The organism is Galbibacter sp. L-19 (assembly GCF_056857615.1).
Map to the genome: position 1 here is coordinate 1 of NZ_JBSXNL010000056.1, position 15,161 is coordinate 15,161.

At 32.7% G+C, this 15,161-nt stretch carries 12 protein-coding genes and 2 pseudogenes; 3 read left to right on the forward strand and 11 right to left on the reverse strand.

From position 1 onward, the window contains the following. The 4 genes from AC13CQ_RS10335 to AC13CQ_RS10350 form a co-directional block, all read right to left on the reverse strand. Complete coding sequence (locus tag AC13CQ_RS10335; RefSeq protein ID WP_474506936.1) at positions 1–837, reverse strand: hypothetical protein; 837 nt, start codon at positions 835–837, stop codon at positions 1–3. Between the two features lie 6 nt (positions 838–843). Next, on the reverse strand, positions 844–1,434 hold the full coding sequence (locus AC13CQ_RS10340; RefSeq protein WP_474506937.1) for a TrbJ/VirB5 family protein: 591 nt from the start codon (positions 1,432–1,434) through the stop codon (positions 844–846). 5 nt (positions 1,435–1,439) lie between these two features. Further along, the gene (locus AC13CQ_RS10345) at positions 1,440–3,845 is read right to left on the reverse strand and encodes a TraG family conjugative transposon ATPase (RefSeq protein ID WP_474506938.1); all 2,406 of its coding nucleotides are present in this window, start codon (positions 3,843–3,845) and stop codon (positions 1,440–1,442) included. Between the two features lie 270 nt (positions 3,846–4,115). Further along, complete coding sequence (locus AC13CQ_RS10350; RefSeq protein ID WP_474507709.1) at positions 4,116–4,403, reverse strand: hypothetical protein; 288 nt, start codon at positions 4,401–4,403, stop codon at positions 4,116–4,118. 145 nt (positions 4,404–4,548) lie between these two features. On the opposite strand from AC13CQ_RS10350, the gene AC13CQ_RS10355 reads away from it, so the two are divergent. Further along, the gene (locus tag AC13CQ_RS10355; RefSeq protein WP_474507598.1) at positions 4,549–4,743 is read left to right on the forward strand and encodes a hypothetical protein; all 195 of its coding nucleotides are present in this window, start codon (positions 4,549–4,551) and stop codon (positions 4,741–4,743) included. Positions 4,744–4,800: 57 nt separating this feature from the next. Continuing rightward, positions 4,801–6,162, forward strand: coding sequence for an ATP-binding protein (locus AC13CQ_RS10360; RefSeq protein ID WP_474507599.1), 1,362 nt, complete (start codon positions 4,801–4,803; stop codon positions 6,160–6,162). Positions 6,163–6,743: 581 nt separating this feature from the next. On the opposite strand, the gene AC13CQ_RS10365 is transcribed toward AC13CQ_RS10360, so the two are convergent. Then, positions 6,744–7,733, reverse strand: a complete 990-nt coding sequence (locus tag AC13CQ_RS10365) for a phosphotransferase (protein ID WP_474507600.1) — start codon at positions 7,731–7,733, stop codon at positions 6,744–6,746. A gap of 895 nt (positions 7,734–8,628) precedes the next feature. Here AC13CQ_RS10365 and AC13CQ_RS10370 point away from each other — a divergent pair. Further along, positions 8,629–8,826, forward strand: a pseudogene (locus tag AC13CQ_RS10370) (IS91 family transposase); the annotation flags it as partial. A gap of 282 nt (positions 8,827–9,108) precedes the next feature. Here AC13CQ_RS10370 and AC13CQ_RS10375 read toward each other — a convergent pair. The 6 genes and pseudogenes from AC13CQ_RS10375 to AC13CQ_RS10400 form a co-directional block, all read right to left on the reverse strand. Further along, positions 9,109–10,362: a DUF4427 domain-containing protein gene (locus AC13CQ_RS10375; RefSeq protein ID WP_474507710.1), complete on the reverse strand. Its 1,254-nt coding sequence runs from the start codon at positions 10,360–10,362 to the stop codon at positions 9,109–9,111. 174 nt (positions 10,363–10,536) lie between these two features. Then, positions 10,537–11,562: a PIN domain-containing protein gene (locus AC13CQ_RS10380; RefSeq protein ID WP_474507711.1), complete on the reverse strand. Its 1,026-nt coding sequence runs from the start codon at positions 11,560–11,562 to the stop codon at positions 10,537–10,539. Positions 11,563–11,642: 80 nt separating this feature from the next. Next, positions 11,643–11,882: pseudogene (locus AC13CQ_RS10385) on the reverse strand (hypothetical protein); the annotation flags it as partial. An 8-nt stretch (positions 11,883–11,890) separates the two neighbouring features. Next, the gene (locus AC13CQ_RS10390) at positions 11,891–13,066 is read right to left on the reverse strand and encodes an acyltransferase family protein (protein ID WP_474507491.1); all 1,176 of its coding nucleotides are present in this window, start codon (positions 13,064–13,066) and stop codon (positions 11,891–11,893) included. Positions 13,067–13,157: 91 nt separating this feature from the next. Next, a complete protein-coding gene (locus AC13CQ_RS10395; protein WP_474507492.1) occupies positions 13,158–14,003 on the reverse strand; it encodes a LytTR family transcriptional regulator DNA-binding domain-containing protein in 846 nt (281 codons plus the stop codon). A 188-nt stretch (positions 14,004–14,191) separates the two neighbouring features. Further along, a complete protein-coding gene (locus AC13CQ_RS10400) occupies positions 14,192–15,160 on the reverse strand; it encodes a hypothetical protein (protein WP_474507493.1) in 969 nt (322 codons plus the stop codon). Position 15,161 lies beyond the last annotated feature (1 nt).

The following is a 15,161-nucleotide window of genomic DNA, read 5'->3' on the forward strand; positions in this document are numbered from 1 at the left end:
TCACGAACTTCCAGTAAAAAGTCTTAGGACAAAGGTGCTGGCTTTTCGATACAGTTTAAATTTGAGTAGTACAATAAACCCGATGGAAGCACATTCAACCACTGGAGCAAAAAATTCATCTCCCCAATCTGTACCGAACAAATCCATCCAAAAACGGGTGTTGATTTCGGTATAAAGATTGTTTACAAATACATTCACCAAAAAGAAGGCAGGTACCAGCATATACACACCTGCATAGAGCTTAAAAAACGTATAAGCTAAAGCTCTAAACTTTTCAAAAACGGCTAAACTTATAACTAGCGGAAAAAATGCCTGCATGATTCCCAGTAAAAAATAACGTTCTGCTAAGAAGAGTGGATAAATAAACAAATCCAACAACCATAGAATGACCCCGACAATAAATGCTAGCATTTTTAAACCATATAACGGTGTCACTAAAGCTTCGTAAAGCACTGCCATGCCTTTTTTGGCAGCTTCCAAAGCACCCACATCCTGTTCCAAATCCACATCCTGCAACTGTAACGGAAGGAGTGCTGGGGCCGTATCTCGATATTGATTTTCAATGGAGACCAAAATACTATCGAACACGCCCAATACCTGCGTCGAAAAGATGACCAGCAACACAATGGCAAAATTCTTGGCCAGTGCCGTTGGTGTCAATCCCCAGGTATGTCCATCGGTGGAAGCAATTCCTTCATTATACTTTTTAAGAATGTTGATTAGAAAAAACAACACGGCCAATGTTTTCATTCCAGTAATGGTATACTGGGAAAAATCACTATTCTTAATGGTCTGAAAGACCGTATCTACATATTCCAATCCTATTCCTAAAAACATGATTTATTAGTATTCGCTTGTTCTATTATTAATTTTTTCCTGCATTTTTCTAAAAGAGATGATCTCTTTGTAGCGTTTGGTTTTGCTTGCAACTTCAGCTATCATTTCATTGGACTGTGTTTCATATTCTTTCAATACAGTAGCGCGTTCTGCATCGGTCATTTTTAAATAATCGCTGGTCAGTATTTTATTTACATACTCGACATTTTCCATAGAACGCTCCATGATCTCATTAAAGGAATCTGTGATCCGATGAATCTCTTTAGGCTTCACATAAGGGGAATTCAAAATATCCTGTAAATCTCCTTGTACCATATTGAAAAGTTGCTGATTATTCTGCACTAATTGCCCAACAGCATCCAATTGTTGAATCACATTACTTACCTGCTCAATACGTTCTTTTTGTTTTTTTAAAAACTCAACTGTTTTTAAAAGGTTTGAGGTTTGTTTTGCTGATTCTATAAGCTGCTTTGCCAGACTGATAAAATTAGTGTTATCATACACCGGCATCCCCTGAGCGGTCGCACCGCCGGGCAAGCATAAAAAAGTAAAGGACAATACCAGTATTAAGGTTTTAATTTTAATGTAATCTTTCATTGCTTTTAGTTTTTAGAGGTTATAAATTTCTTTATAGCTTGTTCCATATCATTAGTTTTTTCATAAATCCGCATTATGCGGTCGTTTTCGGTGCCGTCAGTTAGATAAGCAGCAAAAACTTCAGGCGGAACTTCCAATCGAAAGATGTTGCTCTCTTTTCCGATTTTGATAAACATTTCCGTGTACTTTCGGTCGCCTGTAAGGTTATTTCTAATAGAACGAAGCTGGTTCAAATCATGGGAAGAAAGGTTTAGCCTTTTTTGGAGCTCTTCATATCCTTTTTCATTTCGAAGACTATAAATCACCTGCGTGTTTTCTAGAATACTAGCCGATGTTGAATTATTAGGGAGTTGATTTATCGACTGTAAAATAATACCAATAGCCCCATTCTGTTTACGAATGGCTTGATAGTAGAATTCTACACTTTCCAGCACATTATCGAACTTTAACTGTTTGGCGAACTCGTCAAATAAAATAATACCTCTTTCCGAGCGATTCCGCCAAATGGTTCGCTGAATGGCAGACTTGATGAGTTTGAGCATCACGGATAGAATTTCCTTATTGTCTCGTACTTCGTCCAGTTCAAAAACGATCATGCGTTTATCTTCAATCTTATAGGTTTGGTCTTCCCCGACATTAAATAAAAAACTATAGAGGCCTCCATCAACATATTCAGAGATGATATGCAGAAAATTATAAGTGCTAAAATGTGTTTCTTGGATACCTAAATCCACTATTAGATGTTCTCTGTGCTGATCTACAAAATGATACAGTGAAGCCAATGAATGTGAAGTGCGTACTTGCTTATAATAATGCAATAACACTTTTTTCATGGCCACTTCTTTTCCTTTAGAAACTGATTTTCCTTCCGCTAAAAGCTCCAATAAGAAAACCGAAAGATCTTCTAACCGTTCAGGGGTTAAGTCAGCATCATTAGCAATATAAAAAGGATTAATGCCTAAGTTTTTTCCTTGTTCGTACCGTAAAATGATATGGTCATCGGGATACAGTTTAGCAAACTTCGCATAGGAACCTCCTAGATCGATAATGACTAAGCGAACTCCCTCTTCAAAATACTGCCGCAATATATTATTAGCTAAAAAAGATTTTCCTTCTCCGGTGGGAGCAAAAATGGCGAAGTTCCGCGCTTTGATACGTTTCTTTCTTTCATCCCAAACATCTTTTAGTACGGGAATATTATGTTGTCGGTCGTTAAAAATAATGCCAGTATCGTCAGACCTATAATTGGTATTATTAATCCATAAACAAAGTGCGTGTTTAAGGTCGGTTACATACACATCATCCTTAGAAAAATTAGAAGAAAAGCATGGGTAAGAATTCAAAAAATAATGCTTACGCGCTTCCCCTTTAGGAGCGTAGGGTAATATATCAAGTTCTTTAAATTCAGCCTTTATTTTTGAAGCGATACTGTCAAGGCGTTCTGATTTATCAGCCCAATACAACACATTAAGATGTCCTCGTATGATACGAGCACTGTCATCTTCATTTATTTGTTCAACAATATGACGGATTTTTTTAAGCACCACTTTATTCTGCGTTCCAAAATTGGAACTTTTCGAAAGCTCTTCTATTTTCTTTTCTAGAAGCTTTCGCCATTTGTGTTTATCATCTAGATAGAGCACATGATTTACGATATGGTTTTCATTAAGCTCCAACCCTAATCCGTCTATAAACCCCTGATGAAAACTAAAATCATCTGAAGTAAATTTATCATTGATTTTACTGGTTTGAATTGCCTCTCCAAAGCATAATTCACTATTGGCGGCTAAGATGTCAAAATGAGAATCTCCTATGGTTATCCCTTTTTTATCTAAACTAATATCGGTATCGAACCCTTCATTAAACCCATTAAAATAGGCATGCGTTAACTTTAAAATGTCATCACTATGCATTGGTATAATAGCAGTTTTACTACTATTATTTATAAGGGATACAGCATCATGAATGACCTGTGTGAATTCATGAATTTTACTGACTAATTTTTTTTGAATTCCATGTTCAACCTTCTTAAACGGATTCACATACCTTCCTGATTTTAATGTTTTATTAAGAGGCAAGACAAAAAATAGATAGCTTTTATGAGCTATAAACTCTCTGTTTTTAAAATGTTTATGCGTGGCCTTTTGAAGAAATGTTGAATTAGGAATACGATCAGCAGTATACTCACTTTTCTTATAAATGTCTTGTTTATGAATAACCGTTCCAGAAGGCAAGGATTTAAACGCCTGAAACCAACTACCGTGCAACTGCTCAAAATCACTTTCTGAAAGCGAATATATTTCAGGAAGCGCAACTTCATAACAGAGCACCACATTGCCATTGGAAGCAAACACTACATGGTCTTCAATATTTAGAATAGGGTGGTATGCTGAAAAATTAATGGTCTTCATAATACAATTGGCTGTGTTTTTTATTACTGATATATCTCGGGAAAACGCCTTGAAAACGAAACAGTTCTGACTTTTTGGAAAGCTTGGATAAGATTGTATATAGCACAACATTCCAAAGAAATACTGCTACAATTGCTCCTAGGCTAAAAGAAAAAATTATAATTAGTAGTGAAGCAATAACCGATATCATTTGCAGTACAAAGAAGGATAACGGAAGCCCAAGTATCATGGCTTGTTTTCGAATGTTTTTATAGGGCGTAAATCTTTTCATTACACCACGATTCCAATCAAATAAGTAAAGATGCCTACTACGGCTCCAGCGATGAGTACAAAAACCAGTACCCGGGTAATCCCTTTTTTCAGGTCTGCATTCTCACCAAAGAAATGCCCGGCATTAAAAAGAAACCCTACTAAAAAGATAACCCCGAGGATAATTGGAAATACCATCCTAATGGTATTTGAAATATCGTTTACTGAATCTTCAATACCTCCAATCTGAGCAAAAATGGTATTGGATACCAAAAGTAATAACAGTGTAAAATACGTTGCTTTTTTCATATCAAAAATGGTTTAAAAATTAGTTTTTTTGATATAAAAAAGTTACTACAAGAAATCATTCAATCTTATGTAGATCAGATATTTGTGAGTAAAATATTATTTGAAATGATTTGTTGTCAAGTGATAATAAGAGAATTTAATTTTAATGAAGAAATTAAAAAGAGATGTTGATAAGTTGAAAATCGAGGAAGAAGAAAGTGATTCAAAACGTCAATCCGTATGTGGGTTGCTAAAATTTATTACCTTTAAATATGATAATTCTTTAGGCAGAAAATATCATCATCATATTTTAACTCACTCAACAACCCTTTACTTTGTTACAAAATTTAATAAAAACTGAATTTACTTTGTTACAAAAAATTAATATATTAGCCCTTACTATATAACAAATATTATTTTGACTTTAAAAAGACATCTTATTAACCAGTTAAATCACTGGAAAAAAAAATCTAATAGAAAACCTTTGATTTTAAGAGGTGCCCGACAGGTGGGTAAAACCACTTTGGTTATTGAATTCGCTAAAAAATATAAACATCATATTTATCTTAATTTAGAAAAAAAGACGGACAGTCTATATTTTGAACAAACCGATGAAGTACATACAATTATTGAGTCCTTATTAATATCCAATAATATTCTATCACAGGATATTGAAGAGACACTATTGTTTATCGATGAGATTCAGGAACAACCCAGAGCCATACAACTTTTACGTTATTTCTATGAAGAGATCCCCAATCTTCATGTTATAGCGGCTGGATCGTTACTTGAATTTAGTCTTAAGGACGTGAAAAGTTTCCCTGTAGGCAGAGTTGAGTTTTTGTATTTGTATCCCTTTAACTTTTCAGAATATCTGGAAGCGATCGGACATCAATCTGGTTTAAATGAATTACATAAAATTCCAGTGAGATCGGTTGCTCATAAGACCTTATTATCATTATTTAATGAATATGCCATCATAGGCGGCATGCCAGAGGTAGTTGACCAATATATCAAAAATCAACATGTTGCGGATTTATCTCCTATTTATGAAAGTATATGGAGTTCATATATTAGTGATTCAGAAAAGTACGCTTCCAATACCACCCAAAAGAATGTGATTAAACATATTATGACAACAGCTGCTTACTCAATAGATGAGCGGATAAAGTTTCAAAATTTTGGCAACTCCAATTATCGATCACGAGAAGTTGGAGAAGCCATGCGAAATTTGCATCTAGCAAAAGTTATTCAACTTATTTATCCAACCACTGTCACAGAGGCTCCTATTGTACCTGATTTAAAAAAATCACCAAGATTACAGTTTTTGGACACAGGAATCCTTAATCATATATTGGGAATTAGCGCTGAGATGCTAGTTATGGATGATTTAAGTCAGAGTTATAAAGGTTCTATTATTCCTCACATCATTACTCAAGAACTAATATCCATTCAAGTAAACACATCTGATTTACCCAACTTCTGGGTTCGGGAAAAGAAACAAGCATCTTCTGAAGTTGATTTGGTTTATACCATGGAGGGAAAAGTAATTCCTATTGAAATTAAATCAGGAAGTACAGGTTCTTTAAAATCACTACATCAATTTATGGAGCGTACCAATCATCCTTATGCTATCAGAGTCTATGCGGGTGAATTTTCAGTTCAAGAGACTAAAACACCAAATGGAATTCCTTATTTACTAATGAATTTACCATATTACTTAGGAACCTTAATTCCGCAGTACATTTCTTATTTCGTAAAAAACTATAAACTTTCTTAAAAAATGATATCCTTTTTATTTTCTCTTATCCCCACTCCTCTTATCAAATGCAACTGAATTAAACAGTATCCCAAAGGAGCATAAATTCATTTTGTTTAACGTTGACAAGGCCATTTTCCGAAGCAAGTTTTTGAAGTATCTCAACATCTTGTGACTGTCTAAACTTAACATAAAACAGGTTTGAAGTACCCTATTGCAAGCTAGCGCCTGTTCGTTTAAAAGAAAGACCGCCAATATTACATCGTAAATGATCAAAATGCAAAAAAGGAAAATTTAATAACCCTAAGTATTTTTACAGCTAGAGGATCACCAAAATACTGGTTAGAAAAGTTAGATAAGTCCCAAATAAAGTGACGTTGCTAAGCACGTAACAGGACATTTCTTGCCAAATTTAAGGTTGAACCAAAAGAAATAAGCGTCATCGAAAATTAAAATGTAAAACTAAATAAAATCCCATTAGGCTAATAAAACCACACTCCAAAACACATTATAAAGAGACTAATCCCCATAGTAGGCTAACCCGCTAACAACCGGTTCAGTCAACAAGGTGTTCATGTTGGGTCGTACCGACCACACGAACGCTAGTTATTAGCCACAGTTATTTCTTTCGTTTTATAATATTCAATCCAAGATTTTATTCTTCCAACAAACATTTTTAAATAATTTTCAGATAAAAATATATTAGACCAATCAAATCTCTGCGCTTGTATTCCTAGATAAAATACAAAAATAGAAGCTCCTGCTTTTGGTATTAATTGAAGTTCTTTATTTGATAAATTTTTTATTTTTTTATAACCATTTAAAAAACTCTGAACTTTCAAATCATACTGGTTTTTATCTGATTCTATGAAAAATAGTTGTTTGCAGAAGTATCCAACATCTAAAATTTGCCAACCATTTCCGCAAAAGTCAAAGTCAAACATTGTAATTTCTTTTTCATCTGTAATTGCCATATTATCATACCAAATATCCATATGTACAACTCCGTTTTGGATGTTCTCAAAATCTGAATTTTGAAAAGTATGTCCAAATTCTTTAATGAATTCCATTTCTGGTAAATTTTCTGAAAAGAATTCTTTTAAACACTCATAAGGGAATTCTATGAGCGACTTTTTATCATAAGAAATTCGGTCAATAGTTTTATTTAAAGTAAGATCATGAATTTTTGCCATTAGAGAACCAATTTTGAAACAAGTCTCATTATCCATAAATCTAACTTTACCACCTTCTGCAAATGAAAAAAGAACTACATATCTAATTCCTTCTGGTGCATTAATTTCTTGAATAAATTCTCCATTTTTATCTTGAATAGGAGAAGAAACACTTAAGTTATTTTCACTTAATAACTTTAAAAGTTTAATTTCTTCGCTAATTTCAGATTTTGACCTCCAATTATGACTATAAACTCTTAAAGCATATTTTGTTTTGTTATCCGAAAGAAAATAAGTGTGGTTCATTCCTGTTCTAAATAATTTACAGTCGTAGTTTTTGTTCAATCTGTATTTTTCTTTTGCAAATTCTCCTAATTCTTTTGCTGAAATTGTAGAGGCTATAACTGGAAATACTGTCATTTTTTTCTAATTGTGGCTAACGGTTAGTATATGAAAAGTAGGCGATTTCGAAGCACGAAACTTTCGGCTAAGCACGAACTTTGATACGAGCCAAAAGCCTTGAATTTATTACTGTTTCGCCTATTTTTTATAAACGGTGTGTGTGCCTAGCATGGGCATCTTTTATTTACCGAAGGTAAATAATTAATCTAGAGGGTGCAAGTCCCTTATGCGCAGGAGTAACGTCTTGAAGCATTAGTAAGTCGCAAGGGTGAAAACCGTGAGGTTTTATCTGAAGGAAGCGAGACTACAAAGCTCGGTACTGAGGTACACGAACCGTATAAGGAGGCATAACTACTCGGGTAAGCAAGCACATCATTGTAACGCCCAAAAGATTATCAAAAGGGTAATTATGTAGATACGGCAGGGATTGAGCGAAAGAAGGTGCCATTACCTGGGGAGGTCTCTACAACTACGAGTTGGTTAAGTAGAGAAATCAGCAGAGGTCATAGTACTTATGGGAAATGAGCCATATAAGAATATGGAGGTCTCACAAATAAGGAAGGACCGAACATTAAATTACGTTGGAATTCGACTAGGATGCGAAAGCAAGCCTTTTCTTAAACCAGCAGGAGATTACAAATTATTAATACCTATGATTGCAGACGTATTAGCAGCAGGAAACCTAGACAAAGCAGCACGCGATGTGTTGAAAAATAAAGGTTCAAGTGGTATTGACGGAATGAGAACCACGGCATTATCTGATTACACCAGAACACACCGAGCGACCATACTATCAGTAATCCATGAGCATAGCTATATACCATCGCCAATCTTAGGAGTAAGTATTCCAAAAGGCAATGGTAAAACTCGCCTATTAGGGATCCCAACAGTAATAGATAGGTGGCTGCAACAGGTGCTGAGCTCTTATCATAAAAGGCAAAATTTAGCTGAATTAAAGAAAACGCTTGATCCTGTAAGGTTAAAAGAAAAACCACCGTTATTACACAATATATGCCCTAAATGCCGACAAGGACACTTAATAACCATTACAACATTTACAGCTCGAGGTCCGCCAAAATACTGGATAGATCAGTTACATACCCCTCAATAAAATAACGTTGCCAAGCACGTAACAGGCAGCTATTGGCTAAATTTTAAATTAATGAAAGAAAAAAACTTTGTAAAACATGAATACTTGATTTAGCTATCTTGAAAAGGCAGAAAAACGATTGTTGAGTGACATACGAAATAAAAATAAATCTGGAACACCCCCTTAAACTCCTCTTAAAAAATAAACCAATCCCCATAGTAGGCTAACCGATCAACTACCGGTTCAGTCAACACGGCGTTCATGTTTGGTCGTACCGACCACACGAACGCTTAGTTATTGGGCTTAGTTTTTTAATTTGTTAATTAGTCTATCTTCATACTTATCATAATCTTGACTACAATAAAAAGGTAATTCATTATAATTGTCAGAGTTCAAAACTGAATAATATCCACAATCAACTCCAAAAGTGTTTTTAATTTTTTCTGCCAATTTTTTTGTCATATCTTCTCTTTGAGACAGACTTCTAGAGTCAGAAAACTCATAAGGAAAACAAAGATATTTTCCCTCTTTATTTAATTCCACTCTTTCATTATTAATTAATGCTCTTGCTAAATCACTTAGACTATCGTAAATCCATAACCAACAACCTCCAAGTTCCCCTTGTTCAGGTTTTTGGTAATTATTTTCGACTTCTTTCACTAATGAAGTAAACTGTTTATATATTTTATCATCTCGTTTTTTATTTGGCGTTATATATATTGATAAATCAATTGTACTCTTAATTATCTCTTTTTCTTCTTGACTAGGTTCTAAAATTGATTTTATTTTTTCGATTTGTTCTGTGTAAAAAATAAATCTAAATGGGGAATAGTTATTTCTATCAAATATTGCTAGAATATCACACAAAATTAATTCAGCTTCCGATTTTGTTTTTACGATTACTCCAATATCTGAAATTCCTTGTTCTAGTATTTCTAATCCAGGAAAATCCTCAACTTCAGAAACGATTCCAAATTCCTCCATTTCTTTTTCAAACTCAACGATACTTTTATTGTATGGATACCTCCATTCTCTTTCGTGTGTCCAATCAATTTTTCTTGTGGATGATGGATTATATGTTACATATCTATATTGTTCAAGCATTGGTAAAACACTTTGGTCAATTATCCTTTCGTTTTTTATAGTGTTTTGAACATTCAATTCATTGGAACTTAACCCATAAATCACAGGTCTTGCTCCAAGTTTAAATAATTCTGATTTTAAAAAAGATAAGCCATAAGAACTAATTGCTTGACCTAGTTTCTCTCTTTTGTAAGATGTTTCAAGAAAAGCAGCTAATGGCATTTCAGTAAAACAAATTGCTGGTCTATTTCCATAAATAGTCCGGTTATTATTTCTTATAGACCAAGTTGCAAAAATTTTATTATGCCTAATTGCAGCTCGTAGTAGAAAGAAAGGGTTATATATATTTTCTTCAGCTAAATGGTCAAATCCCCAGTTTTCAGGAAAAGTAACATAATCTTTACTTTCTGTATCTACTTCTCTAAAAAAGTGAATTAGTCTATCAGATAAGTCATATCTATTGGTATTTTTCATTAGCTTGAAACTTGGTTTTTTAAATTAAGCCCAACGTGATTGTATAAGATTAGTTGCGTGGTTTAAGCACCTAATTTAGCAAATACAAACCGAATAGAAAATCCGAGAGGATTTTCGTAAGTAGGCTTGCACTAGCAATTAATTTTACTTTGTTACCACACGTTTTTTTACTCTTTATGTGTCTAAATTATCCCAATCTTCTCCTGTTGTCCATCTTAAAGCAGAAAGTTTCCCATTTAACATTCCCCATTCAAAATCATCCCAAATTAGATTTTCTTGTCCATATTTTTCTTCTACTCTCAATGCTGATTTTTTAGCTCCTTCCCAAATTTCATTTATTATTGTAGAATTTGAGTTACTTATATTAAACTCGTCCATTTCGATAATTTTGATTTCTCCGCTCTCAATCTTTTCTGCTCTAATTTGATGTCTATTATACCAAATTTTTTCTTCAAGCTCTTTTTCCGTTTTCCAGATTTCAGTTATTCCTCTCGGTTCTAATTCCCAGTCATTTTGGAATTCAACTTCGTTTATTAGTTCAGAATTAACGCTATTTAAAGCTTCTGTCAAGTTTATGAAATATTGAGATTTTGGTGAATCAAAAATTTCTTTTAAATCTTCGTGAGGTTCTTTTTGATTTCCTTTTTTTAAACTAAAATCATTTTTATTATGTGTGACAAATATTAACCTAAATTCTTGAGCATTATTCTTGACCTTATAATCTAAATAAGATTCTATAATCAAAGCATCTCCAATACTGTTTTTTGATAAATGAAAAGGTGCTTTCTTATCAATAGCTCTTTGTGCTGCTCTTAATTTTATTTCGTCCGTTATGTTTATTATTTCTGCTTGATAAAATAACTCTTCAATTCTTGAAATCGAATAATGAGCCATATCTCCAAGAACAGGTATTTTATGGTCAATATTATTTAATTCAGCTAGGACTTTGTTTCTGGTTTCTTTGTTTCCGTGAGTAAAAACTAGTTCTCTTACTTTTTTAAAATGGCTGGCAACACTTTTTTTAGCATCAGAAGCTATTCTTTCTTTATTCCGATTAAATTCGGCTAGTATTATATCTGGTATTAAAAGTGATATTTCCTCTTCTTTTATAAATTCCTCTAATAAATTAATAATTTTCTCGCCTTTATCAGTTTTTGCAAGGTCAAGCCAAACACAAGTATCAATTAGAATTTTTGTCATATAGTTTATGGTTTGGTCAAATGTCGGGTAACGGCAGTCTGTCTCAAAACCGCCATTAAATTTCAATAAAAGTACATAATTTAAGAGTATTTAATGTAAAGCATATCATGAATCCTTATTTTCCTAAATAATAAGATTTCGTCTAAAATTTGATTTTCAGTCTTCTTAATTACTTTAAAAAGAGTTTTTATAGCGTTTATGAAGTGTTTTAGCTGTTTTTTAGGTATCCATCCAAGATTCATTAGTCTCTTTAAATTGTATGCCAGTGCTATTAATCCAAAGTCGGCACTGGCCGAAGCGATTCCTTTTTTGGTCATTATTGGACTTGCTATCTTTTTAGTGCTTTTCTTAAATCTATTTTAACAGACTTCTTTTTCATACCAAATAAAAATCGAACGACATTATATGGTCGAATAAATAAATGATAAATTAGGATTATAATAGAAAAGCAAACAACTAATAAAAATATGAGCTTTAAAGAAACTTCATCTTTAGTACCAACTACATAATAAGCTATCATTACAATAATTGTTTGATGTAAAATATAAAAGGGATATACTGCTGTATTCATATAGCCAAGTAACCTACTACTTTTGTTTAAGTACCTTTTTCCATAACCTAAACTAGCAAAAACCCACATCCAAGAGTTGAAATTTATAAGACCTATAAAGAGGTATGTTTGGGGCTTTTCAATCCAATTCTCCCAAATATCAAAAGGTTCCCAGCTATTCCAACGTAAAATGTTTATTGATAGAATAGATAAAAAAGCAAACTTCAAGAATAAACGCCTTTTGACTTGAAGTTTTTCCATTACTTGTTGAAACCTAAAGAATAAAAGACCAGCAATAATGAAGAAAATGAAAAAAGAATGTCTTGCCCAATCATTTATCAAATCGTGAGTAGTTTCATAATGAACCGATAGAAATGTATAAGGAACTATTGCTACAAAAACGAAAACAAAAATTGAAAGTGGTTTCTTAAAAAATGCATTTAAAGTTTGAGTAAATGCATTTTTTTTTTGCAGAACGAAAAATAATGGAATTGACAAGATATTATAGCAAAATAAATATGGAATAAACCACAAATGTAACCAATGAAAATTCCCGTTAGGCCACCACTTAAAATCTAAAAATGATTGATAAAATTCAAAATAACTTTGGTCAATTCCTTCTAATTTTCGTTCAAAATATATTTGTGGGGCCACAAGAATAAAAGTCCAAATAATAGTTGGGATTATTAAACGCATAAATCTTTGAAGGGTAAATGCTTTCCAATCTAAGCGAAGCATTAGGATATATGAGATGTATCCTGAAACGAAGAATAGTAAAGGCATTCTAAAAGATGCCATCCAATAGTTAATTTCTAAAAGTACATTACTTGTTTCTATATTTTTGATATGCCAATCCCATTCCGCCACAAACACCATAAAAACGTGATAAAGAAACATCATTAAAATAGCTATGACTCTTAATGAGTCAATGTAATAACATCTAGTAGTTTTCATTCCTAAATTTTCGTCGAAAATAAGATTCCTTGAGCTAGCTATTTAGATTTTGTGATGATTGACAAACTTTTGTGATAGTTAACAAAACCTGTTATATACGTTTCATCCTCAAATTAAAATGTTCAATCATATTCCTTGAAACAGGAACGCTATATTGATTTATTTGGAGTTGGTAACCTTGGGCATTTCCATTAATTTTTTCTATATAATTACAATTCACCAGGTATGAGCGATGTGTTTTAAGTATGTTTGGATATGCTTTTAAGAGAACTGCTAGACTCTTCATTGTCCCTCTTATAAGTTTTTTGTTTTGAGGGTTTTTATTAAGATATATTTCTAAATAATTCCCTTCTGACTTAGCAAACAAAAATTGGTCTATCTCGAGTTCAAACCCGTTGATTTTAATTATGTCTTTTGTTTGGTTAGTTATGGGATAATCATTGATAGCAATATTTAATGAATTTGCATTCTTTCTATGTTTAGTATTCAACCTATTGAAATTGTAAGGAATTAAAATAGTAACAAATAATGAACCTACTAGAAAAGTGTTTCTAATTTCTTCATACAAATAATGTAAAGACCAATTGTTTTCATTATCATAAATAATATCCCTAATTAAAAATTGAACTAGTCCTACAGCACTAAAAAAAAGCAAAATTAAAATTCCTTCTTTTGCAATGGTCCATTTACGTTCCGGTTTAAGTGATTTGCTAACTATAGAAATAGCAAACAAAACTAAAACAGGCGTTAACGAATGAATTATTGATATCCAGAAATAATTCATTTTGTGTTCTGAATACTCAACATTAAAAGGTTCGAACTCATAATTAAAAATGAAGGTCATAATAAAAAATAAAGTGATTATTATTTTTAGACTTTTTCCCTCATAATAAAATGGATATGGTTGTAATAAAAAAGGAGTAATAGTATTCTTCAAATTAGTGGGTTTTTAATTTTTTGGCATTAAAGGTAACAGCGTTATACCAGCATAAAAATACATTTTTTTCAATATTGAAGTATCTGGGATAACTGCAGCATTTTATTTCTGTAAAAACTTCATCGCAATCTATTTCTGTGAAAAAAGCTGCTATTTACTGTTGATCAGTTCGGTATAAATCTCGATATCTAAAGGTTCCAAAATTGAATTTTCCCTAAAAGGTCAACTATAACCAATTGCGATTCATCTTCGGATATATCCATTCCGCTGGGGGTTCCAGTGTGGTTGGTATAGGTTTTAATTAAATTTCCAGACAACTTATCCCATTTCCGGATAGATTTGTCTAAACCATAAGTGTATATGGATTTTTTAGTCATTAACCCTGAAATGATCTCCAAGTGTAAAGGCACGTTTACAATGCTGTCTTTACCGGGCAGGTGAATTGGCCAATTCGGGTGTTTCTTCTTGAAATATGTACTATCATTTTTTTGGTCATAGAAAACAAATTCTTTCCCTCCAATAAGCAAAAGGTTCTTTTCTTCATCCACATTAGCTATTTTACCGTTGGCCTTACTTTGTTTTACAGCATAGGTTTTATAGTTCCAAGTAACGATCTTGCCCTGTCCATCAAAATACACATCGCCATTATCGGCTATATATTTGGGCCGCATTTGATTTAAACTCTCGGGTATTTCTATGTTATTAAAATCGTTTTTGGTGTCCCAGACATAGTGATTTCCTTTAAAATCAAATGTGGCAAGGATTCCATTTTGCCTATTGTAGCAAATTTGATATGCCCAAGTTTCTTTAATGGCTAATTTTCTAGTAATCGCGCCATTTGATGCATTTATGGCTACAATTCCCGAATATAAAGTCGCTGCATAAATCTCGTCTCTTTCAGCATTATAAGCTATATTGTATATTTCATCATCAATATGAGCAACTTCTTTTCTATTTTCTTTATTATTGACAACCTCATAAATTTTCCCCTCAAAGGTCGAAGCAAAAACAGTATCGCGATTTGATTTAAATATGACATCGGTATAAGCTACGGGGTTTATACCTGTGAGTTTATGTTTCTTAATAGTGATTTTTTGCTCACAATTTGTAAAAAAGATAGACAAAAGAAGCAGTAAGATAATTTTATGAAATTTCATT

Coding starts and splice junctions, on each gene's coding strand:
- AC13CQ_RS10335 (WP_474506936.1), bottom strand. CDS start 837: ATGTTTTTAGGAATAGGATTGGAATATGTAGATACGGTCTTTCAGACC.
- AC13CQ_RS10340 (WP_474506937.1), bottom strand. CDS start 1,434: ATGAAAGATTACATTAAAATTAAAACCTTAATACTGGTATTGTCCTTT.
- AC13CQ_RS10345 (WP_474506938.1), bottom strand. CDS start 3,845: ATGAAGACCATTAATTTTTCAGCATACCACCCTATTCTAAATATTGAA.
- AC13CQ_RS10350 (WP_474507709.1), bottom strand. CDS start 4,403: ATGAAAAAAGCAACGTATTTTACACTGTTATTACTTTTGGTATCCAAT.
- AC13CQ_RS10355 (WP_474507598.1), top strand. CDS start 4,549: ATGAAGAAATTAAAAAGAGATGTTGATAAGTTGAAAATCGAGGAAGAA.
- AC13CQ_RS10365 (WP_474507600.1), bottom strand. CDS start 7,733: ATGACAGTATTTCCAGTTATAGCCTCTACAATTTCAGCAAAAGAATTA.
- AC13CQ_RS10375 (WP_474507710.1), bottom strand. CDS start 10,362: ATGAAAAATACCAATAGATATGACTTATCTGATAGACTAATTCACTTT.
- AC13CQ_RS10380 (WP_474507711.1), bottom strand. CDS start 11,562: ATGACAAAAATTCTAATTGATACTTGTGTTTGGCTTGACCTTGCAAAA.
- AC13CQ_RS10390 (WP_474507491.1), bottom strand. CDS start 13,066: ATGAAAACTACTAGATGTTATTACATTGACTCATTAAGAGTCATAGCT.
- AC13CQ_RS10400 (WP_474507493.1), bottom strand. CDS start 15,160: ATGAAATTTCATAAAATTATCTTACTGCTTCTTTTGTCTATCTTTTTT.